Below are 26,363 nucleotides of genomic sequence, written 5' to 3'. Positions count from 1 at the left end.
ATGTCAGTTCTGTCGAACGAAGTGGGCATCAAGCTTATCCTTAATCTCGCGCGCCACGCCCTGCCAGGCTTCGGCGCCGATCAGCAGATTGCCGTCAAACGCCTTGTGCAGTTCCTCGACGGGTGTGTTGGCGATCTTATCGGACCACTTGGAAAGCGCATCGATCACGAACATCTGCGCCAGGGGTCCGAAGCGCGAGAAGTCCATCAGCTCGCGGACGAATTCGATATTGGTTTTGGGTTTCGGCATAGCCTTGTCCCTATGTCGGGTAGATAAAAGAGAGCCGGGGCCGAAGCCCCGGCATATGACGTCAGGACGAGTCGAGCGCGGCGAGTTGGCGGCGCAGTACTGCCGCACGGGCCTGTGAGACACCCAGGAAACGCCGGATGTCAGCAACGGTCGGGCGGACCTGCCCGGCTGCAACAGCCTGGGCGAGCTGCGTCACGTTAGGATCGGGCTGCTCACCTGGCGGTAACGACGTGACTGGTTCGCTGATCGGCACGTGACTCTCCGCCTCCGCTTCGTGACTCCCGGACTCGGCCGCGTGACTCGCCATGACTGGTGGGTGGTTGACCGTGACCGCTGCCACAGTTGCCGGAACGGTTGGGACTGGCGACCGTGACCGCAGCGTGACCGTCCATAGCAGGCAGGCGACGCCTTCCAGTACAGCAGCGAAGGCCAGCCCCGACAGCAGATCGACGCGAGTAACGGTCGTGCCCAGTAACGCGGCGAGTCGTGCCGTGACTGGATCGGCTACCAGAGCGTCACGCCGCTCCGCCGCTCGAGCATCCGCTGACTGCCGACGCCTTATCTCTCCGGCTTCGGCATCCAGCGCTTCGAGCTTGGCAGTCAGCGTGACGCGACGGGCTTCCAGCGTCGTACAGTTGCCAGTACAGCGCTGTGCATTGGCAGTCGCCAGTCGTGCAGTGACGCCGGCCCGTTCCGCCATGACCGCCGTGAGACTACGACCGGCCGGCGCAGCCTCAGTCACGGCAACCGCAGTAGCCCGCAGTTCCCCTGCGTGGCGCTGGGCAAGCAGGAAGAAACTGGCATGACCGAAACAAGCTGTCGCCATGCAGGCCAGCCACAACATGCCGGCCACCGCACGCACCCGGTACGGCAAGTCCCGCACCAGGGCAGGCAACAGATGTGCGCTCGCCACCAGCACGACCCCGATGGACACCCACGTCAGCCGCTCGGCCAGCGATCCACCGCGCTGCCAGCCGACCAGGACCGACAGGCAGATTGCGGTGCCCGTTGCCCCGATCGACAGCGCCCAGCAGGACAACCGGATCATGCTGCCGTCCCACCCAGCGACGCCGCCCTGCGGTCCAGCTTGTCGCGCAGGGTCGGTGGCTTGGGTTCTCCGGTTGCCCCTGCTTCACCAGAATCAGTGTTGCTGTTGCCGGTCGTCGGGTCGGGAAAGAACTCTTCGGCGACGGCAGCGGCCTCCTCCGGGCTGTCCTCGAACGCGCCGTTGGCAAAGCCAGCCTTGGCGGCGGCGTCCAGAGCCGCCTGATCGAACCCTGCCGCCTTGCGGCGCGCATCCAACTCGCGTGCCTCTGCAATCGTGGCTTCTAGGGTGCTTCCTTCCCGAACCGCTAGATCGACGTAGTAGATCGCAGCCCTGTAGCTCTGCGTGGTCGATTTCCCCCTCAGCACTAGCCTGAGCGACAGGCACGCCAGCAGATTGCCGGACACGGCGCTGAAATACTGAAGCCGCGCAGCCAGCGTGCGGATCGAGTTAAAGCTCGTGGTTCTCAGCACGAACGACCCAAGCTCGTCGTCCGTGTCACCGATACTGACGTTGAGCCGACCGTATGGCTTGCAGCCGCCGGGGCCGCCGAACTGGCACCCTTCCGGTGACGGACAGGGCAGGATGGCAATCCCGCCTTCCTCCAGCCGCTTGCAGCGTTCGCCATTACCGACACAGACAGGCCGCCCGGTTTCCCGATCGAACAGCGTGTATTCGGCGCGCAGGTTCAGGTCGGGATTGTTGAATAGCAGACGTACCGGGATCGAGCGCAGCTTGCCCGGCGTAGCCTTGCGCAACGACTCATTGAGCGGATGCAGCACCCAGCCGTCCCTGTTCTGCACTTGGGTTGTCAGAGTGAATTGGTCGTCCTTTTCTGGCAGGCGCTTTCCGTTCTTCTCGACCACGCGGCCGATGCTGATGCGCCCGATGACAGGTGGGGTAATGGCGAGTCCTTTAAGCATTTTTGACTCCGATTCAGGGATACATGAGGAAGCGGCGCGAGCCGGCTTTGGGGATGGCGTATTGCCCGGCAAGCTCGGGGTGATCGGCGAGCAGCCGTTCTAGGTCAGTGCTGGTGCTGTCCCTGCTGCGCCGGAAGGTGACTTCGCCGGTATCGAACAGCGCCCGTGAGGCGTCACCCATGGCGTACTGGATCGTCTGCTTGAGCTTGGCCGCCGCCACTTCCAGCGCTTCGATCTGCTCGCGCACGGCAACCAGGTCGGCAAAGGTTGCCGATAGCTGCCGGTCGTCCGAGAAATCCACTGTGCCGCCGCTGTCCCTGGGGTACAGACAACGCAGTGCCCGATCGGCGGATTCGGAGCCGTCACCTGGCGGTGGGACATCCCGCTCGACATATCGCCAGAATTCGGCTTCCAGCAGAATCAGCCGCGCGATCAGCTCGTCGTCCCGCTCGATGCGGTACACCGCCAACTGCTGACCACACAGCAGCACAGCCACGTCGGCGGCGCGCTTGCCGGTGACAGCCAACTGGTGTTGGACCTGCAGTTGCACGTATTCCGGCACGCCGTCGTGCCAGTGGCGGGCGCCGAACTCGCCCGCCGTCTTGCACTCCAGGATGTGCACATCGGGCACGCCGACGACTTCCCGGTCCAGGTTCGCGAGCATGAACGGGATGGTGGGATGCCGCAGCACCGCATTGACCTTGCGCACGCGGCGCCCAGTCTGCTGCGTATAGGCAGCCGCCACGATGGGCTCCAGCAGCGTTCCCCAGTAAATCGGCTCCGTGGTGTCGTTGGGGTCGGGTTTCGGTAGCTCAGCATCCCGGCCGGTCTTCTCCAGCCAAAGTTCGAGCTGGCTCTTGTATGGATTCAAGCCAACTGCGGCAGCGGCGTCTGATCCGCCGATGCCGGTTCGACGGACGTCCAGCCAATCAGAGCGGGACAGCTCGGTCGTCTTGACCAGCTTCAACGCCGCGCGCCGGGGTCGGGGCCGGATTGGTTCGAGGGCACTCATACAGCCTCCAGAAAGAAACAAGGCCCGGTGAGCGAACTCGACCGGGCCGGAGGATTGAGAAAGGAAGGAGGGTGAACAGCTACACCACGAGCCGCAGTGCCTCGTCCCACGCGCGCGATTTCAGCGAGTTACCAGCGCCGAACCACGCGGCATCGCGTCGGTGATCGTCGCTGCGCGCCCGACGGTGGTGGTCCACGTACTCAGTGACAGCATTGAGCAAGCCGAACGCTGTGCCGGATGCCGAGGGCAATTGCGCACCCTTGCCGCGCCCGGCATAAAGCTGCTGGACGGCCTTGATCGCCCGTTCGTTGACTGCCACTGCGGCACGGTCGGACGGATTGGTGGTCGGGTAGGTCAGCACACGCCGGAAGAATGCTTCCGCAGCGGAATCAGTAACTTTGCGCTCTGCCAGTGCTTTTGTTCGCGTCATGAAGGCATCCCAGGACGAGACGGCGATACCGAGTTGGCGCTTGACAGCCTGGGCGTCGAACTGACTGCGGTGCGGAACCTTGACAGCACCGCTAGAACTGTCGCCAAGCGCAATTTGCAGGGTGTTGTTACAAACCACTCTGATCGACGTGAATTGCGCCGTTGTCGCCAACGTGCCATCGCAGGCAGTAGCGAGAAGCAAGTAGCCCCGCATCTCGTCCTTGGCTTTGAGTGTGCCGGAGTGCCCGGTCTTCGCGAGCGCCCAAAACTTGCGACCTTCCTTAAGCACGCCGGCCGTTTCCAGTTCGAAGCCGCCGACTTCGGTCAGGTCCCGGTAGAACTCCAGAATTTCGGACGGCTGCACAACTTGATACCGGGCCGATACAACGGCCAAAGGCATCCTCGAATCGCTGCGATAGAGGACTTTCTGCTCAGGAAACGCATGGATCGAGCCTAGGTTCTTGTGACCGGCGGCGACGTAACGCACTTCGGATTCTTCGATGCGCCAGTTCATGCCGGCGCGTTCGGCCCACACTTCGACGGGTTGATTGGGCGCGAGCTTGTTACCGAGGCCGTGCCACGGTTGCTGGCCTACATAGGCCATCGATTGCACGAGATGCATGTTGAGTCCTTGAGTTAAAAAAGGCATAGAGCCCGGCACATGGCCGGGCGATTGGGAAGCAAATCAGGGAAAAGAGAACGGAAGGCTGGTCAGCCCTGCCGGTTGGAGAAGAGCGCGCCGCAGGCTCGACAGCGCCAGTTGAGAAGGACGGTGTTGTCCAGGGTCTGTCCGAGTGCGGCGCCGGTAGCGCAGCCGGCGGCGGCGCCGGCCAGGCCAGCGATGATCGCGCCGGCGATGCCGCCGCACAGCGCGCCGAACGGACCGCCTAGCGAGCCTGCTGCTGCGCCGAGTTCGGCGCCAGAGAGCGAGGCCGCCGCAGCACTGGTGCCGCCTGCTGCCGCGCCGAGCGCACCACCGATGCGGCGAGCAAGATGGCGCGGCTCAGTCCGGAACGATTCACAGGCTGGGCAGGCTGCGCGCAATTCGCCCGTATCGGGCCGGTAGCGAGGCGGTTCAGGATCGTGGGGTGGATGTCTTGCGAATGCATCAGGCGGCGGGTGATGGTACGGCCATTCGTCATCATCGTCAGGCGGAAGCAGTGAACGATGATCACGCATGACACGTCGCCCCCCGTCGGACGCGGCTCACGTATTTGCAGAGGCAAATCGATACCAGCACGCCGCTTAGATAAGCGAGGGCGAACGCAATCAAATATTCGAGTGGAGAAATGGGCAGCATCACCGGACTCCGGAAATGGGGAACGCCTGTGCCAGGGTTAGCGCAGGCGGAGCAGTCGCACTAGCTCTTGCTCGGAGCGGGTGATATAGGGCTGATTTTCGATTGAATCTACTGCGGGGACTCTAAAGCTGGCCGCAACTCGAACGGGCCGACGCTAGGTCGCCTAGTGAACTGGACAGGAATAAATTGAGAGGAATGGCGCCCGCACCAATACTGAACCGCCCCGGGATTTGAGGAGGCTCCAACTCTTGAGAGAATGGAGCCATGAACAAGACGAACAAATTCTCACCCGAGGTGCGCGAGCGCGCGGTGCGCATGGTGCAAGAGCACCGAGGCGAGTATCCGTCGCTGTGGGCGGCGGTTGAATCTATCGCCCCCAAGATTGGTTGTGTGCCGCAAACGCTGCTGGACTGGGTCAAGCGCGACGAGGTCGACAGCGGGCAGCGCGAGGGCTTGAGCAGCAGCGAGCGCGAACGGCTCAAGGCGCTGGAGCGCGAGGTCAAGGAATTGCGCCGCGCCAACGAGATTCTCAAGACGGCCAGCGCGTTTTTTGCGCAGGCGGAGCTCGACCGCCGACTCAAGTCGTGAAGGCATACATCGACCGCTATCGCGATGCGTACGGGGTCGAGCCCATCTGCAAGGTCTTGCAGATTGCCCCGTCTTGCTACCGGCGCCACGCGGCGCGGCTTCGCAACCCAGCACTGCGCTGCCAACGTGCCCAACGCGACGACGCGCTCATCCCCGACATCGAGCGTGTCTGGCATGCCAACTGGCAGGTGTATGGCGCCGACAAGGTCTGGAAGCAGATGAATCGCGAGGGCATCCGTGTTGCGCGCTGCACAGTCGAGCGCTTGATGCAGCGTCAGGGGTTGCAAGGCGTGCGTCGTGGCAAGGTGGTACGCACCACGACACCGGACACCTCGGTGCCATGCCCATTGGACCGGGTCCAGCGAGTGTTCAAAGCCGAGCGGCCCAACCAACTGTGGGTGTCGGACTTCACCTATGTCTCGACCTGGCAGGGCTGGCTGTACGTGGCGTTCGTCATCGACGTGTTCGCGCGGCGTATCGTGGGTTGGCGCGTGAGCAGCACCATGCGTACCGACTTCGTGCTGGACGCCCTGGAGCAGGCGCTGTATGACCGCCAACCGGCCAACTCCGATGCCTTGGTTCACCATTCCGACAGGGGCTCGCAATACCTGTCCATTCGCTACACCGAGCGTCTGGCCGAGGCCGGCATCGAACCCTCGGTCGGCAGCCGTGGCGACAGCTATGACAACGCACTGGCCGAAACCATCAACGGGCTGTACAAGGCCGAATTGATTCATCGGCGAGCGCCCTGGAAGTCCAGGGAATCCGTCGAGCTGGCCACCCTGCAATGGGTGCACTGGTTCAACCACATCCGATTGCTTGAACCCATCGGGTACATCCCACCGGCTGAAGCTGAGGCAAACTACTGGCGGCAACTCGCCAGCGAGACCGCTGTAGCGGTCTCAACTTAAACCAACCGGCCTCCTCGAAAGCCGGGGCGGTTCAATACTGAGTTCATCGACTCAGCAAATGATGCGGGGCGGATGAGATAACTTTGGGGTGGCGCCAGATTTGCTCTATGCTTTCTGCCAGCAATGCAGCGTGCACACAGTACGCTGATGCTGGATGTGGTTCACTCACCTAGTACCAATTCCTCCTATGGCGACCAAAGCTAAGACCGCAGTAAAGAAGGCGACCCCGAAGAAAACCGCACCGGCAAAGAAGCCCGCCACTGCCGCGGTGTCCGCCAAACCGTTGAAGGACACCTTCACCAAGTCCAGTCTCGTAAGCCATCTGGCCGAACAGGCCCAGGTTGACGCCAAAGCGGTGAAATCGGTGCTGCTCCATCTGGAGAACACCATCGTCAGCGCTCTGCACAAGAAAGGCGCCGGCGAATTCACGCTGCCGGGTCTCTTCAAGGTGGTGTCGGTGAAAGTTCCGGCCACCAAGCGGCGTTTCGGCAAAAACCCGTTCACCGGGTTGGAGCAGTGGTTCGAGGCGAAACCGGCAACCGTGCGCGTGAAAGTTCGAGCGCTTAAGAAGGTCAAAGACGCAGCCCTGAACGGGTAACACATCACGAAGGAAAGGAGGCTACGGCCTCCTTTTTTTATGCTAATTCACGAACAATGTGGCCCTGCCGAGTTACGGGACGGTGTACTACACGGCCTTGCCGAACTCGCCACTGCCCTCAATACCGCAGCCGATCTGCTGACTCCGGCCGAGGCTCTCTCGATCTCGCAGGAACTACGCGCCGTTGTCCGCACGCTTTGGCGAGGCGAGCGCCATAGATCGTCGCGCCAGGCTGCTACGATATCTACTCAGGGAGATCTGCTTTTGTGAGTAAGACGTCTATGGGCCTTTGCGCGCGCCGCGCGCCTCTGATCCGACGCTGCTGATAATTGTTCTACCGCGCACAGGGGGCGAACGACTGGAATGCAGACGATCTATACGAACGAGCGTCTGCGCAGAGCGTTGTACTCCATATACACGGCGCAATTTCATGCTGTTCGATCCTACCCCGAAGGTTTCACCAAAGCCGACGCCACGCGGATGCTCACCAGCCTTATGGGGGCGCGCCCATGGTCCTGGCGGGTAGTCGGCGTCACCCCGGCAGCGCTCGATCTGTTCGCTGCAAATGACTTCAAGCGCCCGCCACACCAGCTACAGCGCGGGCACAAGCAGGACAGGTCCAGCACCGCGCAAGCGCTGTACTTCGACAGCGCCGAACCCATGACGTTGGTTCAGTTCTTTGAGTTCTTTCTTGAGCGAGATAAGACGGTCATCATGACCAACGAGGAAAATAAGCACAAACCGGATGGCGCATTTCCCGATTACATTGAAATTGATCCCATGCTCGGACTGTTTCCAAGTGGCACCTTGGTAGGCTGGCAGCACCGCAAACAGGAAATCATGTTTTTACGCGAACTCCATGCAGCACAGTCCCCAAGGTAGTCATGGGTGGGATATGCTGTTCCTCGCAGTACCAATAATCAAAGGAAACCATGGCCACCTATAAAGAACTACTCGCTCAGAAACAAAAGCTGGAAGAACAGCTTGAAAGTGCTCGCCTCAAAGAGCTTGAACAGGTCATTGCTCAGGTCAAACAGATTGTGGCCGACTATGAGCTGACGGCAGAAGACATTGGCTTGTCGGCGAAGGTCAAAGCGAAGGGTCGCCGCACCGTTGCCCCGAAATACCAAGACCCGAAGACCGGTGCTACCTGGACGGGTCGTGGTCGTGCCCCAGCATGGATTGCCGGAAAGAACTTTGATCGCTTTTTGATCGCGTAGCCCCGACAGATTCTGCACAGAGCCCGCTCCGGCGGGTTCAAAACGAACTCGGTAGGAAAGACGAAGGCTTATAACGCTATGCGCTGGAGCCGCAGGAGCTGAGCGCCGACTACGTTGAGCCAGAACTACTCGTCCCAGCGACCATCCACATCGCGCAGCAGGTGACCGGCAAGGATGTTGTCCCCCAGCGCAGTCGCCTTGGCCTCCAGCTTCGCCAAATCGGTTGCTGGTAAAGCATCCAAGTCGAATTGGCAGTACAGATTCCGTTCACGGAATGTCTGCTTGGGACGTGAAAGACCTGCAACCAATGCGGCTAGCGACCCAACAACGATGTTTTCCTGGCCGCGAAACTCCACGCGAACCCCCGTCTTCTGGCCCATGCGACCTAGCTCGACGGCATCCTGCCAGCCCGCTTCGTAGTCCAGTTCAACGACCGCGATTCCGTCCATGTTCAGCAGCCGCAGCGCTTCTTCTCGCGTACAGGCACGTGCTGTTGTCATCTTGTCCTCAGTTCAGGTCTACATGTAGCACGTAGATGCCAACACGCAGGCCCACGTTTTCTGCGAGATTTCCACCGACGACTAGAGGTGATCCAAGGTGCCGAGCAACTGCTGTTTGCGCTTATCCAAGTCATTCTGGGCCTCGGCCACCAGCTCTTTGCCGTCTTTGGGACTATCCCTGCCAAGATTCGCATCGACAAATTGGTCCTCATACACCACCCGCATGACCGCAAGATCCTGCATCGCACGGAAGAACAGCGAGTGCACGCCCGCCCCGAGGCGTAACTGTTGAGACTCAAGTTGGCGCCATAGGTCAGTGAGGTCCTGTTTGGCCTTTTTATTTTTTGTGTCGAACGCCTGTTTGTCGGATACCAGTTTGTCTTGATCGACGAGAACCTTGCGGTGAAATTCGTGGCTCTGTAACGCGGACTCTAGCTCAGACACGCTCTCTTGCAGCTTCATGAGCTTTGTCCAGGCTTCGTCGCTCGCCGTTCGTGTCGCCAGCGTCCTCGCCGCTCTTGCCGCGCTGTCACTTTTGTACTTCTCAAGCGCCATGTTCCCGGCAAAAGCAGCAATCGCAAGAAGGAGACCGACCATCCCCGCCAGAACGAACTTGTCGACCAGCAGGAGACGCCATTCGTGATCGCGCCGGCTTCGCTCAGCAAGCGCGTCAGATTCAGCCTTCTGAGCTGCGAGCATACGCACTCGTAAGCGCCGGCTGCGCGTCCTGTGTTGCACCTCGCCAGTTTTCGACGGCCCCAGTAGTTTTGTGTCCATGTCCACGATGTATCCCTCCTGATGTCTTCACGCTCATCGGCAGCGGCACCAACGCCGATCACCTGACGTAATTTTGAAGGGCCACAAAGCGACCAACAACCGCGAAAAAACGCCCAAGAAGGCCATCATTCATCTGTGGCCCTGAGATCAGCTCGCCCTGTGCAACGTCTCCACCCGATACCATGGCGAGTGGCCATCGTTTGCACGACACAAGGGGGGGGGGGAACGGGCATTTTTCCTGCATCACCCCTTACAAATCAAAGAGTTACGAGTTTTTTACTCTCCCGACAGGGGAGTCACGACTTCCGCCAGAAGAGTCCAGCGGCCGCAGAAAGTTGATCAACAACACGCCAGCGAGCGATGGTTCGCGGAAACTGCGTACGAAGATTGGGCGCGTCAGCGACCGCCTGCGCCCAAGCTCGGCGACACCTCCCGCGCCTCGCTAGTCCAGGTTGGCGCGCTTCAGTCCTGCCGGCAGGTATGCGGAGAATTGCTTCGGGGCGAGGCTAGAGATAACTTGGTCGCGCGCGCTCTTGCTGACGAACTCACCGGCCTCCGCCAACGCGTCTGCGAACTTCGTGTTTCCTTCAAGCGAACCGCGATGGTTGCCATACATCGCCAGCGCCGCCACAAAGGTCAACTCCGCACCATTCAGGCCGCCCAGGACGCCGGCGATCGCCTGAGCGTGTCCGCTGAACTCCTGTCGAGCCTTGACGTGGCTTTCCTCGGTACTGAGGTAGCTCAGCCCCCCTTGGGGAATCGCGGCTTGTCGTCCTTCGTCGATCGCGACGAGTTGGGCGATCTTTTGCCTGAGCGCGTCTGTCAGTAGTTCCATGGTTGCCCCGTGTTGTTTGAAAGGACAGCCGAAATGGTGACAAGAACAAACTTTTCAAGCACATGACGCCAGTCACAGTACCCTGCTGACGGAAGGGGACCCGTGACGAGTCATGACAAAGACTGTGGCCTCCAGCGGCACCGTTTGCGCCTATCGCCGCGTAACGATGATGCTAGTGCAGGGCACCATATCCCTTGTAGTGCCCTGAATGGGTTCGATGAGCCATGGTTTCTCCCATTTCTTCCCAATGTGGGACATCAGGTCGGCGTATTTATTGTTCGCTTTCTTAACGGCATTGAACATGGCGCGCCCGTCAGGACCGACGAGCCAGATCTCGATGATGCGCGAGTCGCCGGGGTCTCCACCAACGAAGACCTTCTCCACCTCCCACTCATGCTCGGTCGTACTGCCCCTCATCGGTCGCAGCTCGGCTTGGCCCTCAGGATAGTAGCGGTCACGATCATCCTTCCAGCGCCTCACCAGCCAAAGCGCATATTCATCTGGAAGAGCGCGTTTGATCGTTCCTCGGAACTTCTGTCCGTCTTGGTCAATGTAGGCACCATCGCTGTGGCTGGCAATGCGTACATCAAAATCCGCCGCTTTGGGAAGCACCGGGCCTTTTGAGGTGAGCGCGCTTCTGCGCTGTGCGATTTCGTTGCGCGCCAGAACTGTACGGAAGATGTACAGGCCGATACCCGTCAACACGAGCACCCCGCCAAGGATGATCATCGGTATCGGGCGGTCGGGATGGAAGCCCCCTATTACCGGAAGCTTGTCCGGCGTCCCGCATCCAAGAACAAAAACGACCACGCCGATAATCAGTAGCGTCACTTGTAGCGGCGCCTTGAGCAACCCTTTCAGAAAATCCATGCGTCACCCCCTAGCTTGATATTGGGGGCGATTTTACCGGTGCGCATCAGCAGGCATCCTCCGATGCCTCTCCAAATCGCTCTCGGTTACTGCCCCATCGTCAGGGTGCGCGACTTCGCTGTCGGCTTGACCCGTAGCATCTGCCCGTCGTCTTTCGTGAAATATCGGTCGATGTAGTCAAGCAGCTTCTGAACCTGCTCGGCGTTACCCTTGCGGATTGGATCGAGGGACCAAATCCCATCCTGCTTCAGCCCCGCCTTGTAGTCTTCCCCGTGGCAGTTGAACAGGATGCCCTGCCCGCCAGTCACGTGCTGCCACCGTTGAGTGGCGAGACCGATCAGCCGCTCAATGTCCTTCTCGTTGACCCTGGTCGCATCGAACAGGAAGAGCACGTGAAGGTGATAGGCGCGGTGGTCACTGCCCTGCTCCATCTTGCCGATGAAGCCAGCCAAATCATCGAATAGCTCCAGTGCAGGCCCGCTGGAGCGATCGAAGAACGCAGCCCTATCCCGCATGGCCTGACGTATGTCGATACGGCCACGCGTTTCCAGTCGCAACTCCCCACTAGGCAAGGCTGACGGCACCGATACCAACAGCCCCTCGTCATTCCGCTCCCAGCTGGTGCGCGCCAGCGCGTCGCTCTCCACCGCAGCTGATACGGCGTACAACTGGTCCCACCGAACAGGCAAAAGGTTAGGGCACTTCTTCACCACCCCCACCACATACTTCCAGGTCGCCCTGCTCTGGTGCCTCAGCCCAGCTTTCCAGTCCAACAGCTTCTTCCGCGTGTTTCTCGCTCTGGCCTGCTCACGCAGATAAGCGACGAACGCATTGAACCGTTCCGCCAGAATCGTCCCATCAGGGAAGAGAAAGTTGGGATCATCGCGGATTGCCTGGTCCACTGGGCTGAGCTGTATGGGAGCAAAGGAACGGTAGCAGTCGAAGAACAGCTGAAAATCAGGACTGTAAAAGCAGTCCGGCCAATACAGGTCCATGAACGCCCAGCACCACTGCAGGTAGTTACTCAGGTTTCTCTTACCTGCTTTCGTCTTTGTGTTCCTGACAGCCCATCGCCTAAAACCATCATCCCGAATCTCGTACGGTATCTGGTCAGCAGTCAACACGCTGTCCATGAACCAGACCAGCCACTGGTACAGGTCGCTGTACTCGCCAACGGACCAGCCTCTGAATTCGATCTCTTCGTTGAAGGAAGGATCGTGTACGACGTCGTCGAACAACGGTCCGACGTTTAGACCATCTCTCATTCTGAACTCCATTATCAGGACGCCAGTTGTCCTCTCAAGTCATTCAGATGGCAGGTATTTATTTACCTGCCAGATGATCTCGTTCTTATGATCATGCCCTATCTATGTTGTAGATATTGGTAATTATCAGAACAGACAATCTTAGTATAGGGAGACAGCAAACAGACCACAGCAGAAGCCTCCGCACAGCCTGCACCTCGAACACCAAAACGCCCACAGCCACATGGAATCCAGGGCAACGATCTGATCCAGAGTTGTCCCGAGTGTGAGCATGCTGCTCTGTTGTATCGATGGCGCCTGTAGCGTCGAAATACCACTGTGAAGGCGTGGCCCAGACGACTCACAGGCCGAAAACACACCCTACGAAATGTGCGATTTCGGCTCTAGAAAGCGGCTTTGCGGGAAGTTTCAAAATTTCGCGAATTGGAGCCAAGTGCATCGCCAACACAGCTCTGATTCGTGCCGCACGACCAACGCTCCAGCATGTGCAGCAGAACGTAACGCTGTGATCGGCGGGCAGCCCTGGGGAATTTTTACGCGGGCGGCATATGAACTGGGCGGAGACGATCGACTGCCGGAACGCGGGGCAGAAATGAAAACGGGACACGACGCCTGAGCATCGTGTCCCGCAGGTAAAGTCAGCCTTAGGGCTGCGAATTGGTACGACAGGGTCGAACGGGGGCTAACGCGGTTTGCTTGTTACCCTTCAGTTTCCCGGCATCAACGAATCCCAGGTGCGCGTACCCCGCTCGCGCTTGATGCGCAGCACCTGATCTTTGTGCGCGAGATAATGGATTACCGACTCGACAAAACTCTCGAACTTCTCAGGGTTCTCGTCCACGTCGATCATGCCCGTGCAAGCCCTCATGTGTTCTTTGTCGTTGAGGACAAGCGCTTCGCCAGCGTCTTTGGGCACGACTTTCTTCCACAGGTCCCTGACGTGCTCTTCATATTCGTGCGCACCCCGCACGTCATCACCGTCGAACAGGAAGACCCAGCGGAAATAGTGCCCCTTGGACTCCGCCCAGTCGAGCATCCAGATTGCACCGATCAACCCCTTCTTGGTCGCTGCCCGCCCGCGCAGACGGTTGACGAAGATGGCATGGTGATTCTTAGCCAGGTCAACTGACACTTTTCCGGCCCATTCAGGGAGATAGAAGGTGTCCTGGCAGATGACAAAGATGCGGCGACGCTTCGAAAAGCACTGATTCACGAGCTGCATCATTCGGTTGAAGTTCCGCGTAGACCGGAAGGTATTCGCGATCTCCTGCTTCTTGAGGCCACGCGCCAAGGCCTCAACTCGGATCATGTCGATCAGTTCGTTGAACTTCTGCCAGAGATACTGCTTGTTATCCGGTGTGCGGTTAGCCGGATGCGGTTCGAAGTACTGCGAACCGTACTGACCGAGTGCGTGACGCTCGTACACTTCGAAAAAGATCTGCACGCTCAACGGTACGCGATAGTCGTCAAGCGTTTGATCCATACCTGGTTGCAGCAACTTGGCACTCAGCACCTCAGTGTCGTAGTAGAAGCTGCCGAGCGGATTTTCCGTCAGTTTCAAAATGCGTCCATAGTCGTCCAACTGGCATTCGAACCCGGGATCATCCGATGCCAGCACAGCCGTCACAAAACGCCGAATAGAGATGACCCGAGCGCTGGCCCATGGCCACATCTGCGAAATATTCTTTTCGCCGTAATGCATGTCGTCGTCAATTCGCCGGATCAGCTCGGCGGAAGCCGCTGCTTTGTCCGTCAACGGGAGAACCCGGCGAACGTGAGCAAGGCTGTGCTTCACGTACGTCGCGTTCGGCGCGATGTGCGGCGACTGGATCAACTTGTTCAGATTAAGGGTGGTCATTTTCATGCTGCCCTCCTCAGCCATGCGCACTTCCAAAACGGGCGACATACAGCCGGTTCAGGCGGCCTGCTTTTGGCTGCCCACACTGGAGGAACTTGCGGATCGCCGCCTGCGTCGCCACCAGGCGCCCAGCCGCGACGGCCTTGCGGATCTCGTCGACAAGCTGGTCGTCGTCAGACTTGGCCGAACCGCCCTCGATTGCTGTGACCGTTTCCGTCCTCGTCACGACAGGCTCAGCAGCCGTCGCGACCACCTCTGGCGCAGCCACGACAATGGCTGGCGACTGCGCGACCGCGTTGCTGTTGTCGTACGCGACAACGGCACGCTGGCGAGTGCGCTGACTTTCTGTTGCCAACAGAAGCCAGCACACGACCGCTACGCCATCAAGCACGATCGTCGGCATGAAGGCCAGGATCAAATTCAGTCGCGCCTCGGTGGTACCCAGCAGCGACGAGAGGGACGACGCGACAGGGTTGACCCGACGGGCATCCCGCAAGGACTGGACCCTGTCCGCCTCGGCCTGCCAGCGGTCTTCCGCGGCTTCATTGCGCTTCGCCTCGCTTGCCTCGACATCAAGCGCGGCGAGTTGAGCCGACAGCGCGGCCTTGCGTGCCTGACGCGTCGTGCAAGCGCCTGCCGGGCACGGGGTCACACTGACAGCTGCCAGCATCGCACTGATCTTGGCGGCATCCTGGGCGATCACCGTGGGAGTGCGGCCCGATGCCTCCTTGGGAGCCGGGACGGCAACCACGGGAACCGCCATTGCGCGCTTGTCGCCTGCATTCAACTGCTCGACCAGAACGAAGGTGACCTGCCCCTCAATGACGAAAACTAGCAGTCCGATCCAGATTGCGGACAGCAGCACGCGCAGCCACACGCCCGCTTGGCGGATGAACATCGGCAGCAGGTGCAACGCCAACACGGCGACCACGCTCAGGGCGATCCACATGAACTGGGTCTGCTCGGTATCGCCGCGCAGCTGGCCGGCATAGGCCGCAATTGCGACCGAAATGGCCGTAGCGCTGGTGCCGAGCGCGCGCAGGACGAGCAGTTGCGCCGGGCGCAGGCCAACTACGGACGCCGACGAGGCATCCTTGGGCGCCGGCACCCAGGTGCTGGCGGATGGCGGAGTTTTGCAATTGTTCTTCACGACTTCATCCTTTTCTTGGCGCGCATGCCGCGCCACAACAACGTTCAGGGCGCACCTTGCCTCGCGCACGTCTGGTGACGGCTGCACGGGCGACTCGATGCGGAAAATGCGGAAAGGGCATAGACCCGCAGGCGGTGGCCTGCGGGTCTTTTGCTGCTTAGGCGGTGGTGCCTGTATGAGCGAAGCGGTGCGGGTCCAGGTCGAACACAGTGTCGAGACCATCCTGACGGACCTTGACCCACCCCCAATCGAGCAGCGCCTTCAGGGCAACGTCAACTCGCGCCCGCGTCAAACCGAAACGCTTCGCCTTGGCATGCAGATTGCTCAAGCGGATGGCAAAAGGAGTCTTTTCATCCTTGTCCTGCTGCTTAGCGACGTGACCGGACAATGCTTTACAGAGGGTCCGGGTGTCGACCATCCACTTAGGCTCCTCACGCACCAGTTCCAGGGAGCGTTCGAACTGCTCGATCAGGTACTCGCCAATGTCGGTTGCGTCCCCCATCGTGCCGACGGACAAGGGGCCCGTCTGGCCGCGCCACAAGTGGAGCAGACCTGCGATCGAGTAAAAGATCTCGCGCATGCGCATCAAGAGTGCGTCCAGCATCGGATGCAGGTCATTGGCGGTGCGGCGGATTTGCAGATTGCGGTGTTTGTCATTGACCCACGAGGCAGCCCCAGGCGACACCGCGATACCCTGCGGCGCAAAATCATTGGCCAGCATCAAGCGCACGTTCGCGATAGCCCGCTCCTTGAGCAACTTGTCGAACATCGCAAGGCAATCCGAATTCACTGGCCTTTTTGCGAGGCCGAATTCTGACTGTTGCTGGTCGACCACGATCAAGACGGCCGCCGCGAGCGCTGCCGCATCTTCCGCACCCATGGCCTTCACGTCGCGGGCGTATGCTGCAAGCGTGGCCGTTGCCATGAGGGTGAGCTGCACCCGGCCCGGAGGATGCGCCGACAGCAGTGCGCCACAGCACAGCTCCGTAAGCACGGTCCCGTGTTTTGCCAGCGTCTTGACAGACGACTCACCGGCATACAGCGCGAACGCGGTCGGCCAGCCCGAAGTGAGTGCTTTGCGCACAGCGGGGATGGGCATATTCCGGTAGACCTGCTTTGGCATCGCGGTCTCGGTCGCCGACATCTCCTCAGCCAGCAGCGCCTGCTGTTGCGCATTGAGATGGGCAACTTCCTCGTAAGCCCCCTTTAGCAGCAGCACCTGGCTTTCGACCGCCGCGCGCTTGTTTGACCAGCGGCGCCGATCGGTTTCGAAGCTGGACGGCGGCGTCTGGCTCAACGCGTTCAGCGCCTTGCGAAGCGTCTTGGCCAGTTCGATGTCACCGTCCATTTCAGCCTGGTCGATCGAGATTTCCAGATCGGCGCGACGCTGGTTCCACGAAATCAACTGCTGCAATTGATCCGGGTAGTCTTCCTGCTTCGGCTCACACGCATCGAGTTCGCGGAGTTGCGCCTGTCCAGCCTCCAGGCAAACCGCCTTGCGCGCAGCAATCTTGAGGGCGGCCTGGATCTGCTTGCGCTTTTCGGCGCGCAGCAGGCGGGCAGCCTTAGCGATCGCCTGACCCTCCATGGCCTCCGACGCCGTTTCGGTGTCGACCGTCATCAGCTGGTCGGCCTGCTCTTGCACCAGCATCTGGCCCGTAGCCACCGGCAAGACCGTGAGGGTGTCGAGCTTGATCGGGATGCGGTGACCATCCTCGTCAACGAGGTATGCGCCCTGACAAGCTACACCTAGCTTCTGCACGGTCAGCAGCATGCTCACTGCGTCGCCCCAGCTGTACTTCGCGCACAGCGCAGTAGCAACCTCCGACAGGTCCGCCCCGAGCGCGGCGATCGCCCGCTGAACACTTGTTTGAGGCACGCGGAAACCGCGAGTTTGTGTAATCGCGCTCATGCTAGGCCATCCCCAGCAGTGCCGCGTTTGTTAACGGTTTCCACACGGTGACGGTCCTGCAGTCGAGTAGTCCGCTTGGCCGCTTCGACGCCAGTCGTGGAGCCGTCAGGGGCATTGAGTTTTGCCATGATTTCCCCCGTTACGCTGCGGCGCGCGAGGCGATCCACGCGTCCACGTCCGATTCCAAAAAGCCGACCGAACGGGCCGTCAACTTGATCTTGGGGGGGAACGTGGGATCGCTAGACATCAAGACGTACAGAGTCGCGCGCGACAGGTTGGTGCGTTCGATCAGTTGCTTCATGCGCAGGATGCGCAGTGCACGCTTCAGTTGATCAGAGAGTGGGGGGGTCATGCCCTCACGTACTTGCGACGCGGGCATCGCCACCGTGGTTTGGCACAGTGGCTTTAGTGGAGTCTTCGACATTTTGATCCTCACCGTATTTTGCGCAAGCTGGGGATTCAGCCCCTAGCGCAGGTTCCCGGTACGTTCCGGTATGGTGAGGAGTGTCGTTTCCTGCCCCCCGTGGACGTCCACTGTCCACAGCGGACCTCCAGCAACCCCCTGATTCTAGGGGGCTTTTTGTCTGACAAAGTTCATCTGTCCACCTATGGACAACGTCAGACCGATCATTTTCAGCCTGAGGGGACGCCGGACGAGGCCGCGTGATGGAGCTCGATGGACGATCCAAATCCGCATTTGGATGACACCGCATAGCGGCTACATGGACGCTCGACCTGCGCCACGTGCAACGTGAGTCCGGAGTTTCTTGCTCTAGCGGTTTGAGGCAAATGGGAAGTGTGCAGACGGCCAAGTCCCTTTGCCATCGTTCTTCTTCGCCTCTTTCTTTATTCTTTTCGACTCGATCCCGAACATCTTTTCGCACTTTTTCACCAGTACGTAGACTCGGGATCTTGCAAGCGAATATTGGACGCGGGCAGCAGCGACGCCGTGCTCTTCGAAGAAATCAAAGAACTCCCTCAACTCCGTATCAGTCCACCTCTCATCCTTGGAGCGCTTGATAGACTCGGTGCTGGTACCTGGCATGTCGGCCGCAACGACATTTGGTGATTCTTGCATCTCCGACGGCTGTTTAGACGCATTGACTGCAGGCCTACACTGCTGCTCTTCGCCAGTCTCGATTCGAGCGTCCTTGACTACTACCGCATCAGTACCAAGGAAGTCGATCATCTCTTTCGTATCGAAGCCCAGACAGTCCAACCACTTGCGGTCTTCGGCGCAAAAGATCGGGGAATGAGCGCCCCCGCAGCCCAGCGTCAAGTCGTTCTTGCCGGACAGAATCTCATCGAGCTGTTGCCGGTTGTACGAAACGATGCGCTCTAGCATGGATACAGCTCGCTGCCGACCACCGACATCGAGACGGACTGGCTGGCCCGTCGCCATCCAGTTCCGCCATGCGGGACTGCGATCTCCATACTCCATCAGCTCCCAGTGCAACTGACCAGCCGCAGCCCAACGACGATAAATTCTCTCGAGCATCCCAGTCGGAGGTAGAAGATGCATAACGTGAGCCGCCCTCTCATCCTTGAGCAAGGCCACAACATATTCTTCGATCTGTTTCGCATCCTCTTCGGCGATCTCAACACTGTGGCGAGCAATCAAATTGATCACTTCTTCCAGCGTGATGTAGGAGTCCTTGGGTAAATTGTCCTCGTACAACGGCTCGGCTACACGTTGCACCTTCTGGCCATGCTGTGTCACGATAAATCCGCTTCCGCTAAAACCAATACCGCAAATTGCCGCTCTTCAACTAGGAACCGCCTTCTGGCCCCCGACTGTCAGCGGCACTGCCATTGTTCTCGAGCAATACACCGTCGTCCAGGGTACTCACCCCACTGCATTTATAGGGGTAATCACCGCACCGGCCTTCAGTTTGTCTAGGTAGTCAGCCCACTTTTGCATCATTGCCCTGCGCTCCTTGATGAACTTCGTACGGTTGTACGCCTTTCCGAGCGTGTCGGGCACGGCATGGGCAAGCTGATGCTCGATGACTTCAGGTTTTTGCTCCAACTCTTCATGAAGAATCGTGCGCGCCATGGCCCGAAATCCATGACCGGTGATTTCGGTCCGTGTGTCGTAGCCTAAGCGGCGTAGGGCCGCATTAACCGCAGCATCGCTCATAGGACGCTGAGCGGAACGTGCTCCAGGAAAGACGTAACGACCGTTGCCGGTCAACACATGCAGATCTAGCAGAATCCGAACGGCTTGCGTTGCGAGCGGAACCAGATGCTCGGTCTTGGTCTTCGTGACAAGGTATCGCCACTCGCCCTTATCAAGATCGAACTGAGCCCATTCGGCCTTACGCAGTTCGCCAGGCCTAGTGAACAACATGGGAGCAAGCTTGAGCGCGCACAGAACGGGGAACGTCCCAGAAAAGCCGTCGAATGCCCTCAGCATGGCACCAACCTTCTCTGGCTCCGTAATGGCAGCGAAGTGCGTCGTCTGCGCCGGCGGGATTGCATCGACGAGATCGCGAGCCGGGTCAAACTTGCAATAACCTTCCTTGATCCCATAGCGGAATGCCCGGCTGATCTCACCGCGGACCTTGTGTGCGGTAAAACGAGCACCACGGCTGTCGATCCGTTTAAGGACCGTCAAAACCTCTGGAGCATCGATTTCCGCTACCGGCCGTTTGCCAAGCCAAGGGAAAACATCCCTCTCGAATCGAGCCTTGGTCTTCGCCATCGACCCCGCCGTCACATACGGCTTGAGTTCGTCCATCCAGCCAAGCGCAACCGCCTCGAAAGAATTGGTCGCTGCCAGACGTGCCGCCCGCTTTTCAGCTTTCTTCGATTCACTAGGATCAATGTCGGCGGCGAGCTTCTTGCGCGCTTCGTCGCGCTTCTCGCGCGCAGCGGCCAACGAAACGTCCGGATAGACACCCAGCGCGAGTCGTTTCTCCTTGCCGGCGAAGCGGTATTTGAGGCGCCAGTACTTCCCGCCCGAGGGGGCAACCTCCAAGTACATGCCGCCGCCGTCGGCAAGGCGATACGGCTTTTCAAGGGGCGTCGCCTTACGGACGGCGATGTCGGTCAATGGCATAGGGCATCTCACAACCCAAGGGGGCATTTTTTCGGGGGGCACTTAGCAAGCGCCCAGATTCCCCCGGAAGTGCCCCCACATGCCCCCGGATTCAGACGGGCCACGCTGGACAACGCTGGAATAAAAAAACCCGTGAAGCCTTATGCTATCACGGGTTTCAAGACTTCCAAGGATGCCCTTGGATAAGTGTTTGGTGCCGGCTGCAGGACTCGAACCCGCCACCTGATGATTACAAATCAACTGCTCTACCAGATGAGCTAAGCCGGCAAAGAAACGCGATTCTAACCTAACACGCGTTACTTGACGACCTTTAGCGCAGGCTTTCCACCGATGCGCGGCACATTCGGTGGTGTCGGTTCGTCTTCCGGGCCGGTTTCCGCTTCGACAGGGACCGGCGCAGGCACCGACTCAGAGTCCACCGCGGCCAGCTTGGGCGGCGGATTGTTCTCGCGTTCGGTTGCAGCCTGCGTCGTCGGTGTACTGCGTTCCACCGGGAATGCCATACCCTGCCCGTTCTCGCGCGCATACACCGCAAGCACGTTTTCGATTGGCACCTCGATCTTGCGCGAGACGCCCGAGAAGCGTGCGTGGAACGTGATCCACTCATTGCCCATGTCGAGCTGGCTGGTAGCGTCAAAGCTCACGTTCAGCACGATCTCGTCGTTTTTGACGAACTCGCGTGGCACGTTGGTGCTGTTGTCGACGAAGACAGCGATGTACGGCGTGAAGCCGTTATCCGTGCACCATTCATAGATGGCACGGATCAGATAAGGCTTGGTGGATGTTTCCGACATGATGAAATCAGTGACCGTTGGGCGCGGTCCCGCGCAGGTTCAACCTGAGCGTGGCCCGACCCAGCGGCAATCAGCGGCGCATGACCTTTTCCGACGGCGTCAGCGCTTCAATATACGCCGGGCGACTGAAGATACGCTCAGCGTATTTCATCAGCGGAGCCGCATTCTTGGAGACTTCAATACCGTAGTGGTCCAGGCGCCACAGCAGCGGTGCAATCGCCACGTCCAGCATCGAGAACTCTTCGCCCAGCATGTACTTGTTCTTCAGGAAGATCGGAGCCAGCTGCGTAAGGCGGTCACGGATAGCCGCACGTGCCTTCTCGTGATTCTTCTCGGCGGCCTTGCCCTTTTCGTTCTCGAGCACGGAAACGTGCGTGAACAGTTCCTTCTCGAAGTTGAACAGGAACAGGCGGGCGCGGGCGCGCTGCACCGGATCGGCCGGCATCAGTTGCGGGTGCGGGAAGCGCTCGTCGATGTACTCGTTGATGATGTTCGACTCGTACAGAATCAGGTCGCGCTCAACCAGGATGGGCACCTGGCCGTACGGGTTCATCACCGCGATGTCTTCCGGCTTGTTGAAGAGATCGACGTCGCGAATCTCGAAATCCATGCCCTTTTCGAACAGGACGAGGCGGCAACGCTGCGAGAACGGGCAAGTGGTGCCCGAGTACAAGACCATCATGGTTGTAGTTCCTTGGCGCATGGGCCGGGGGCGGCCCTATGACGGTACAGCCGTGACGACAAATGACATCGCCACGGCACAAAAAGCGAAAAGGCAAAGGGCTAGAGCCAGTTCTCCACCGGCCTAGCCCTTGCCCGGAAAACACGGATTTTACTTGATGTCCTTCCAATAGGCCGCATTCAGGCGCCAGGCCAGCACGAAGAACACGCCAATGAACAACAATACCCAGACGCCGAGGCGCTTGCGCAGGTTGCCCGCGGGCTCAGCCATCCAGTCCAAATAGCTGACCAGATCGGCCACCGCCTGGTCATATTCGACCTTGTTCATCTTGCCTGGGACCGTCACTTCAAGGCCAACGAGCTTCTTCTCAGCCTCGCCGTGCTCGGACTTCACTTCGGCATACTTCGGCACTTGCTGGCCTTGCAGTTCCCACAGCACATGCGGCATGCCGACCTTGTCGAAGACCAGGTTGTTCCAGCCGGTCGGACGCGTGTCGTCACGGTAGAACGTGCGAAGGTAGGTGTAGAGCCAGTCGCTGCCGCGCGCCCGGGCAATCACCGATAGGTCTGGCGGTACGGCACCAAACCACTTCTTCGCGTCCTCGCGGTCCATGGCGATGTGCATCGTGTCGCCGACCTTGTCTGACGAGAACAGCAGGTTTTGCTTGATCTGCTCTTCACTCAAACCGATGTCGCGCAGGCGGTTGTAGCGCATCGCGCTGGCGCCGTGGCAGTTCAGGCAGTAGTTGACGAACAGCTTGGCGCCGCGCTGCAGCGCGGACGTGTCGCTGGACTGGTTGGGCGCCGGATCGAGCGGCACGCCGCCCTCATTGGCCATCACGGGCGCGGCAAACACGAGACCGGCCAAGGCGAAAATCGCAAGCAGCTTTTTCATTCTTGTGTCCTTCATGGGTCCTTGTGCTCGGCTCGAATCAGTGCGGCGTGAACGTGACGCGCTCAGGCACTGGCTTGAACGTCCCGATCTGGCTCCAGATCGGCATCGCGAGGAAGAACGCGAAGTACAGAATGGTGCCGATCTGCGAGATGATCGAACCGACCGGGCTTGGCGGCTGAATACCCAGGTAGCCCAGCACCGCAAAGGCGATCACGAAGAGGATCAGCAAAGTCTTGTGGAAGCCCGGGCGATAGCGGATCGACTTGACCGGCGAGTGGTCAAGCCACGGCAGGAAGAAGAAGATCACCACCGAACCGCCCATCACGACCACGCCCCAGAACTTCGCATCGATGAACTTGAAGCCCAGTGCCAGGATCACGGCCACAGCCACGGCCACCACTTTGACATTCATGCTCTTCGTACGAGCGAACAGCAGACCCAGCATGATCGCGATGAAGCCCCACAGCCACGGCAGGAAATCCGACGTGGTCGCGCGCAGCATCGAGTAGAACGGCGTGAAGTACCAGACCGGCGCAATGTGCAGCGGCGTCTTCAGCGAATCTGCCGGGATGAAGTTGTTGGCTTCCAGGAAGTAACCGCCCATTTCCGGCGCGAAGAACACGATCGCGCTGAAGATGAACAGGAAGACCGCCACACCGACGATGTCATGCACCGAGTAATACGGGTGGAACGGAATGCCATCGAGCGGAATGCCGCGCTCGTCCTTCTTGGCCTTGATCTCAACGCCGTCCGGGTTGTTCGAGCCCACTTCGTGCAGCGCGATGATGTGCGCCACCACCAAGCCCAGCAGCACCAGCGGCACCGCGATGACGTGGAATGAGAAGAAGCGGTTCAGCGTCGCGTCCGATACAACGTAGTCACCGCGAATCCACAGCGACAGGTCCGGGCCGATCAGCGGGATGGCGGAGAACAGGTTCACGATCACCTGCGCGCCCCAGTACGACATCTGGCCCCATGGCAGCAGATAGCCCATGAAGGCTTCGGCCATCAGGCACAGGAAGATCAGGCAGCCGAAGATCCAGACCAGCTCGCGCGGCTTACGGTACGAGCCGTACAGCATGCCGCGGAACATGTGCATATACACGACGATGAAGAACGCCGAAGCGCCGGTCGAGTGCATATAGCGCACCAGCCAGCCCCACGGCACCTCGCGCATGATGAACTCCACGCTTGCATAGGCAACGGGGATGCCAGCGGCGTTGAGCGTGCCGTCCGGCTTGTAGTTCATCACCAGGAAGATGCCCGTGACGATCTGGATCACCAGCACCAGCAGCGCCAGCGATCCGAAGAAATACCAGAAGTTGAAATTCTTCGGCGCGTAGTACTCCGACAGATGCGCCTTCCACAGCTCGGATGCCGGGAAGCGTGCATCGATCCAGCCCAGCAGCCCGGTTGTCTCCACCTTCTTCTCGGCCATGATCAAGCCTCTCCTTTCTCGTCTTTACCGATCACCAGCTTCGTGTCGGACAGGAACATGTACGGCGGAACGTCGAGGTTCTGCGGGGCGGGCTTGTTCTTGAACACGCGGCCAGCCAGGTCGAACGTTGAACCGTGACACGGGCAGACGAAGCCGGGGTCTCCGGCAAGCTGCACGTTGGCGCCCACGGGAAACGGACCAGACGGGGAGCAACCAAGATGCGAGCAGATGCCGACCACGACCAGCAGGTCTTTATGCTCGGCACGGGAGCGGGTTTCGTTCTTGCAGTAGTCCGGCGTCTTCATGGTGAAGGGCACGTCGGACTTGGGGTCGGCGACTTCGTTATCGGTCTTCTTGAGCGATTCCAGCATGTCGGGCGTGCGTTTGAGCAGCCAGACCGGCTTGCCGCGCCATTCCACCACCTTCATCTGGCCGGGGGCCAGGTCACTCACGTCGGCCTCTACGGGCGCGCCCGCTGCACGGGCTTTTTCAGATGGTGCGAATGTGCAAACGAAAGGGGCCGCAACCGCAACCCCTCCCACACCACCAGCCACGGACGTCGCAATCAATAGATTACGGCGACCCTTGTCCACGTTTTGCTGGTCACTCATTCAAGACCCCAGGATGAGAAATCAAGATAGATTCGCGTCAACCGAAAATTATACCCGAGCGTACCGAGCGAACGATAGCGGTCGCGGGGCGCAGCGGTTATAGATATAGTGAACACGCCGATCGCCCGCCAGCCCAATGCTGACAAGGCTTTGGCATGGCTCTTGCAGCCTCGCTTTCAACAATTCAGGTCAACCGTTCGTTAGCTTGACCGTTTGTCTCGAATCAAACAATCCGGAGAAAACCGATGGCACTGATGCAAGACTTCAAGAAATTCGCGATGCGCGGCAACGTGATCGACCTGGCAGTGGGGGTGATCATCGGTGCGGCGTTCGGCAAAATCGTCGATTCGCTCGTCAATGATCTGATCATGCCGCTGATCGGCCGCATCGTTGGCAAGCTGGATTTCTCGAACCTGTTCATCCAACTGGCAGAGGCGCCCGCGGGTGTGCCGCACACCCTGGCCGATCTGAAGAAGGCTGGCGTGCCGGTCTTCGCCTACGGCAACTTCATCACCGTGGCGGTCAATTTTCTGATTCTGGCGTTTATCGTGTTTCTGATGGTGCGCGCCATCACGCGCATGATCGACGCCAACCCGCCAGCAGCACCCGCTGAAACGCCGGAAAACATCCTGCTACTGCGCGAGATTCGCGACAGCCTGAAGACCAAGCCGTAATCGGACGTCGAATCACACCGGATTCGGGATATCGATGAAGGTGTGACGCACGCCGAAGCGCTCGGCCAGGTGATTGCCGAGCGCCCGAACGCCGCCACGCTCGGTGGCGTGGTGGCCCGCACCGATATAGGCAACACCCGATTCGCGCGCCAGATGCGTGGTCTGCTCCGACGCCTCACCGCTCAGATACACGTCCACACCGGCGGCCACGGCAGCATCAAACCAGCCTTGGGCACCCCCCGTGCACCAACCGATTGTGCGCACCGGACGACCCTCCTCGCCGATCACGAGGGGCGCCCGATTCAGCTTGGCCGACACCGTCTGCGCGAAAGCGCCCAGCGTGGTCACTTCGGCAAGCGTACCAATCCAGCCAAGTTCATCGTCGCCGAACCGGCCCTGGGGCGAGATGCCCAGCAACGCACCCAGCTGCGCGTTGTTGCCCAGTTCAGGATGCGCATCGAGCGGCAGGTGATACGCGAACAGGTTGAGATCGTGCGCCAGAAGTTGCTTCAGGCGCGCATGCTTCTGCCCCACGACACGGCCGTCCTCGCCCTTCCAGAAATAACCGTGATGCACGAGGACGGCGTCGGCACGGGCTTCGATGGCGACTTGGATCAGCGCCAGGCTGGCGGTCACCCCCGTCACGATATGCGTAATGGTGTCGCGCCCTTGTACCTGCAGACCATTGGGGCAATAGTCCCGAAAACGGGCCGCCTGTAACAGGTCGTTCAAGTACAATTCAAGTTCTTTTCGATCCATTTGGACTC

General features: G+C 59.7%; 28 protein-coding genes, 1 tRNA gene and 1 other annotated feature. Of the genes, 5 read left to right on the top strand and 24 right to left on the bottom strand.

Annotated features, from left to right (window positions below; translation table 11 throughout):
• Positions 1–3: 3 nt before the first annotated feature.
• The 6 genes from M1D44_RS00740 to M1D44_RS00715 all read right to left on the bottom strand — a co-directional run bounded on the left by M1D44_RS00740 (position 4) and on the right by M1D44_RS00715 (position 4,837).
• Complete coding sequence (locus M1D44_RS00740) at positions 4–249, bottom strand: hypothetical protein (protein ID WP_439004714.1); 246 nt, start codon at positions 247–249, stop codon at positions 4–6.
• A gap of 61 nt (positions 250–310) precedes the next feature.
• Positions 311–1,297 carry a hypothetical protein gene (locus M1D44_RS00735; protein ID WP_439004715.1) on the bottom strand — a complete coding sequence of 329 codons (987 nt, stop codon included), beginning with the start codon at positions 1,295–1,297 and terminating at the stop codon, positions 311–313.
• Positions 1,294–2,217 carry a recombination directionality factor gene (locus M1D44_RS00730; protein WP_439004716.1) on the bottom strand — a complete coding sequence of 308 codons (924 nt, stop codon included), beginning with the start codon at positions 2,215–2,217 and terminating at the stop codon, positions 1,294–1,296. Before M1D44_RS00730 ends, M1D44_RS00735 begins: the two co-directional genes overlap by 4 nt.
• Positions 2,218–2,230: 13 nt before the next feature.
• Positions 2,231–3,229: a YqaJ viral recombinase family nuclease gene (locus M1D44_RS00725; RefSeq protein ID WP_439004717.1), complete on the bottom strand. Its 999-nt coding sequence runs from the start codon at positions 3,227–3,229 to the stop codon at positions 2,231–2,233.
• Between the two features lie 79 nt (positions 3,230–3,308).
• Positions 3,309–4,280 (bottom strand): DUF932 domain-containing protein, encoded by a 972-nt coding sequence (locus M1D44_RS00720; RefSeq protein ID WP_439004718.1) that lies wholly within the window; start codon positions 4,278–4,280, stop codon positions 3,309–3,311.
• A gap of 89 nt (positions 4,281–4,369) precedes the next feature.
• Positions 4,370–4,837 carry a hypothetical protein gene (locus M1D44_RS00715; protein ID WP_439004719.1) on the bottom strand — a complete coding sequence of 156 codons (468 nt, stop codon included), beginning with the start codon at positions 4,835–4,837 and terminating at the stop codon, positions 4,370–4,372.
• Between the two features lie 385 nt (positions 4,838–5,222).
• On the opposite strand from M1D44_RS00715, the gene M1D44_RS00710 reads away from it, so the two are divergent.
• The 4 genes from M1D44_RS00710 to M1D44_RS00695 all read left to right on the top strand — a co-directional run bounded on the left by M1D44_RS00710 (position 5,223) and on the right by M1D44_RS00695 (position 8,275).
• Positions 5,223–6,457 (top strand): IS3 family transposase gene (locus M1D44_RS00710; protein WP_439004720.1). Its coding sequence is split into 2 segments (ribosomal slippage): positions 5,223–5,505 and positions 5,505–6,457, totalling 1,236 coding nucleotides; the frame shifts between segments, so codons are not numbered across the junction.
• Positions 5,501–5,617 (top strand) — a sequence feature (AL1L pseudoknot). It overlaps the preceding gene by 117 nt.
• Positions 6,458–6,644: 187 nt before the next feature.
• Complete coding sequence (locus M1D44_RS00705) at positions 6,645–7,055, top strand: HU family DNA-binding protein (RefSeq protein WP_439004721.1); 411 nt, start codon at positions 6,645–6,647, stop codon at positions 7,053–7,055.
• Positions 7,056–7,418: 363 nt separating this feature from the next.
• A complete protein-coding gene (locus M1D44_RS00700) occupies positions 7,419–7,937 on the top strand; it encodes a hypothetical protein (protein WP_439004722.1) in 519 nt (172 codons plus the stop codon).
• Between the two features lie 50 nt (positions 7,938–7,987).
• A complete protein-coding gene (locus tag M1D44_RS00695; protein ID WP_439004723.1) occupies positions 7,988–8,275 on the top strand; it encodes an H-NS histone family protein in 288 nt (95 codons plus the stop codon).
• Positions 8,276–8,400: 125 nt separating this feature from the next.
• Here the strand turns inward: M1D44_RS00695 and M1D44_RS00690 are convergent, their stop codons facing one another.
• The 17 genes from M1D44_RS00690 to petA all read right to left on the bottom strand — a co-directional run bounded on the left by M1D44_RS00690 (position 8,401) and on the right by petA (position 24,922).
• Positions 8,401–8,775 (bottom strand): PHA-granule associated protein 4, encoded by a 375-nt coding sequence (locus M1D44_RS00690; RefSeq protein WP_439004724.1) that lies wholly within the window; start codon positions 8,773–8,775, stop codon positions 8,401–8,403.
• Between the two features lie 81 nt (positions 8,776–8,856).
• Positions 8,857–9,474 carry a hypothetical protein gene (locus M1D44_RS00685; RefSeq protein WP_439004725.1) on the bottom strand — a complete coding sequence of 206 codons (618 nt, stop codon included), beginning with the start codon at positions 9,472–9,474 and terminating at the stop codon, positions 8,857–8,859.
• 520 nt (positions 9,475–9,994) lie between these two features.
• Positions 9,995–10,387, bottom strand: a complete 393-nt coding sequence (locus tag M1D44_RS00680) for a hypothetical protein (protein ID WP_439004726.1) — start codon at positions 10,385–10,387, stop codon at positions 9,995–9,997.
• 150 nt (positions 10,388–10,537) lie between these two features.
• On the bottom strand, positions 10,538–11,257 hold the full coding sequence (locus M1D44_RS00675; protein ID WP_439004727.1) for a hypothetical protein: 720 nt from the start codon (positions 11,255–11,257) through the stop codon (positions 10,538–10,540).
• An 86-nt stretch (positions 11,258–11,343) separates the two neighbouring features.
• Positions 11,344–12,522 carry a hypothetical protein gene (locus M1D44_RS00670; RefSeq protein WP_439004728.1) on the bottom strand — a complete coding sequence of 393 codons (1,179 nt, stop codon included), beginning with the start codon at positions 12,520–12,522 and terminating at the stop codon, positions 11,344–11,346.
• Between the two features lie 706 nt (positions 12,523–13,228).
• Positions 13,229–14,386, bottom strand: a complete 1,158-nt coding sequence (locus M1D44_RS00665; RefSeq protein WP_439004729.1) for a YagK/YfjJ domain-containing protein — start codon at positions 14,384–14,386, stop codon at positions 13,229–13,231.
• 10 nt (positions 14,387–14,396) lie between these two features.
• Entirely contained in the window at positions 14,397–15,566 is a 1,170-nt protein-coding gene (locus tag M1D44_RS00660) for a hypothetical protein (protein ID WP_461241609.1), read from the bottom strand.
• Between the two features lie 121 nt (positions 15,567–15,687).
• Complete coding sequence (locus tag M1D44_RS00655; RefSeq protein ID WP_439004730.1) at positions 15,688–17,442, bottom strand: DUF3987 domain-containing protein; 1,755 nt, start codon at positions 17,440–17,442, stop codon at positions 15,688–15,690.
• A 139-nt stretch (positions 17,443–17,581) separates the two neighbouring features.
• Positions 17,582–17,794, bottom strand: coding sequence for a helix-turn-helix transcriptional regulator (locus tag M1D44_RS00650; protein WP_439004731.1), 213 nt, complete (start codon positions 17,792–17,794; stop codon positions 17,582–17,584).
• A gap of 420 nt (positions 17,795–18,214) precedes the next feature.
• Positions 18,215–19,162, bottom strand: coding sequence for a hypothetical protein (locus M1D44_RS00645; protein WP_439004732.1), 948 nt, complete (start codon positions 19,160–19,162; stop codon positions 18,215–18,217).
• A gap of 126 nt (positions 19,163–19,288) precedes the next feature.
• Complete coding sequence (locus tag M1D44_RS00640) at positions 19,289–20,503, bottom strand: tyrosine-type recombinase/integrase (protein ID WP_439004733.1); 1,215 nt, start codon at positions 20,501–20,503, stop codon at positions 19,289–19,291.
• A 191-nt stretch (positions 20,504–20,694) separates the two neighbouring features.
• A tRNA-Thr gene (locus M1D44_RS00635) sits at positions 20,695–20,770 on the bottom strand.
• Between the two features lie 29 nt (positions 20,771–20,799).
• Complete coding sequence (locus tag M1D44_RS00630; protein WP_024977814.1) at positions 20,800–21,297, bottom strand: ClpXP protease specificity-enhancing factor; 498 nt, start codon at positions 21,295–21,297, stop codon at positions 20,800–20,802.
• Positions 21,298–21,367: 70 nt separating this feature from the next.
• Complete coding sequence (locus M1D44_RS00625; protein ID WP_004634649.1) at positions 21,368–21,979, bottom strand: glutathione S-transferase N-terminal domain-containing protein; 612 nt, start codon at positions 21,977–21,979, stop codon at positions 21,368–21,370.
• 150 nt (positions 21,980–22,129) lie between these two features.
• Complete coding sequence (locus tag M1D44_RS00620; protein ID WP_024977815.1) at positions 22,130–22,873, bottom strand: cytochrome c1; 744 nt, start codon at positions 22,871–22,873, stop codon at positions 22,130–22,132.
• Between the two features lie 37 nt (positions 22,874–22,910).
• Complete coding sequence (locus M1D44_RS00615) at positions 22,911–24,314, bottom strand: cytochrome b (RefSeq protein WP_024977816.1); 1,404 nt, start codon at positions 24,312–24,314, stop codon at positions 22,911–22,913.
• Positions 24,314–24,922, bottom strand: coding sequence for a ubiquinol-cytochrome c reductase iron-sulfur subunit (gene petA / locus M1D44_RS00610; RefSeq protein WP_024977817.1), 609 nt, complete (start codon positions 24,920–24,922; stop codon positions 24,314–24,316). Before petA ends, M1D44_RS00615 begins: the two co-directional genes overlap by 1 nt.
• A gap of 245 nt (positions 24,923–25,167) precedes the next feature.
• Here petA and mscL point away from each other — a divergent pair, with 245 nt between their 5' ends.
• Positions 25,168–25,596, top strand: coding sequence for a large conductance mechanosensitive channel protein MscL (gene mscL, locus M1D44_RS00605; RefSeq protein ID WP_024977818.1), 429 nt, complete (start codon positions 25,168–25,170; stop codon positions 25,594–25,596).
• Positions 25,597–25,608: 12 nt separating this feature from the next.
• Here the strand turns inward: mscL and M1D44_RS00600 are convergent, their stop codons facing one another.
• The gene (locus M1D44_RS00600; protein WP_112183477.1) at positions 25,609–26,355 is read right to left on the bottom strand and encodes a Nif3-like dinuclear metal center hexameric protein; all 747 of its coding nucleotides are present in this window, start codon (positions 26,353–26,355) and stop codon (positions 25,609–25,611) included.
• Positions 26,356–26,363 lie beyond the last annotated feature (8 nt).

Source organism: Ralstonia sp. SA306 (assembly GCF_054792405.1).
Note: the sequence above shows the minus strand (reverse complement) of the source record. Positions and strands in the feature narration are given on the sequence as shown.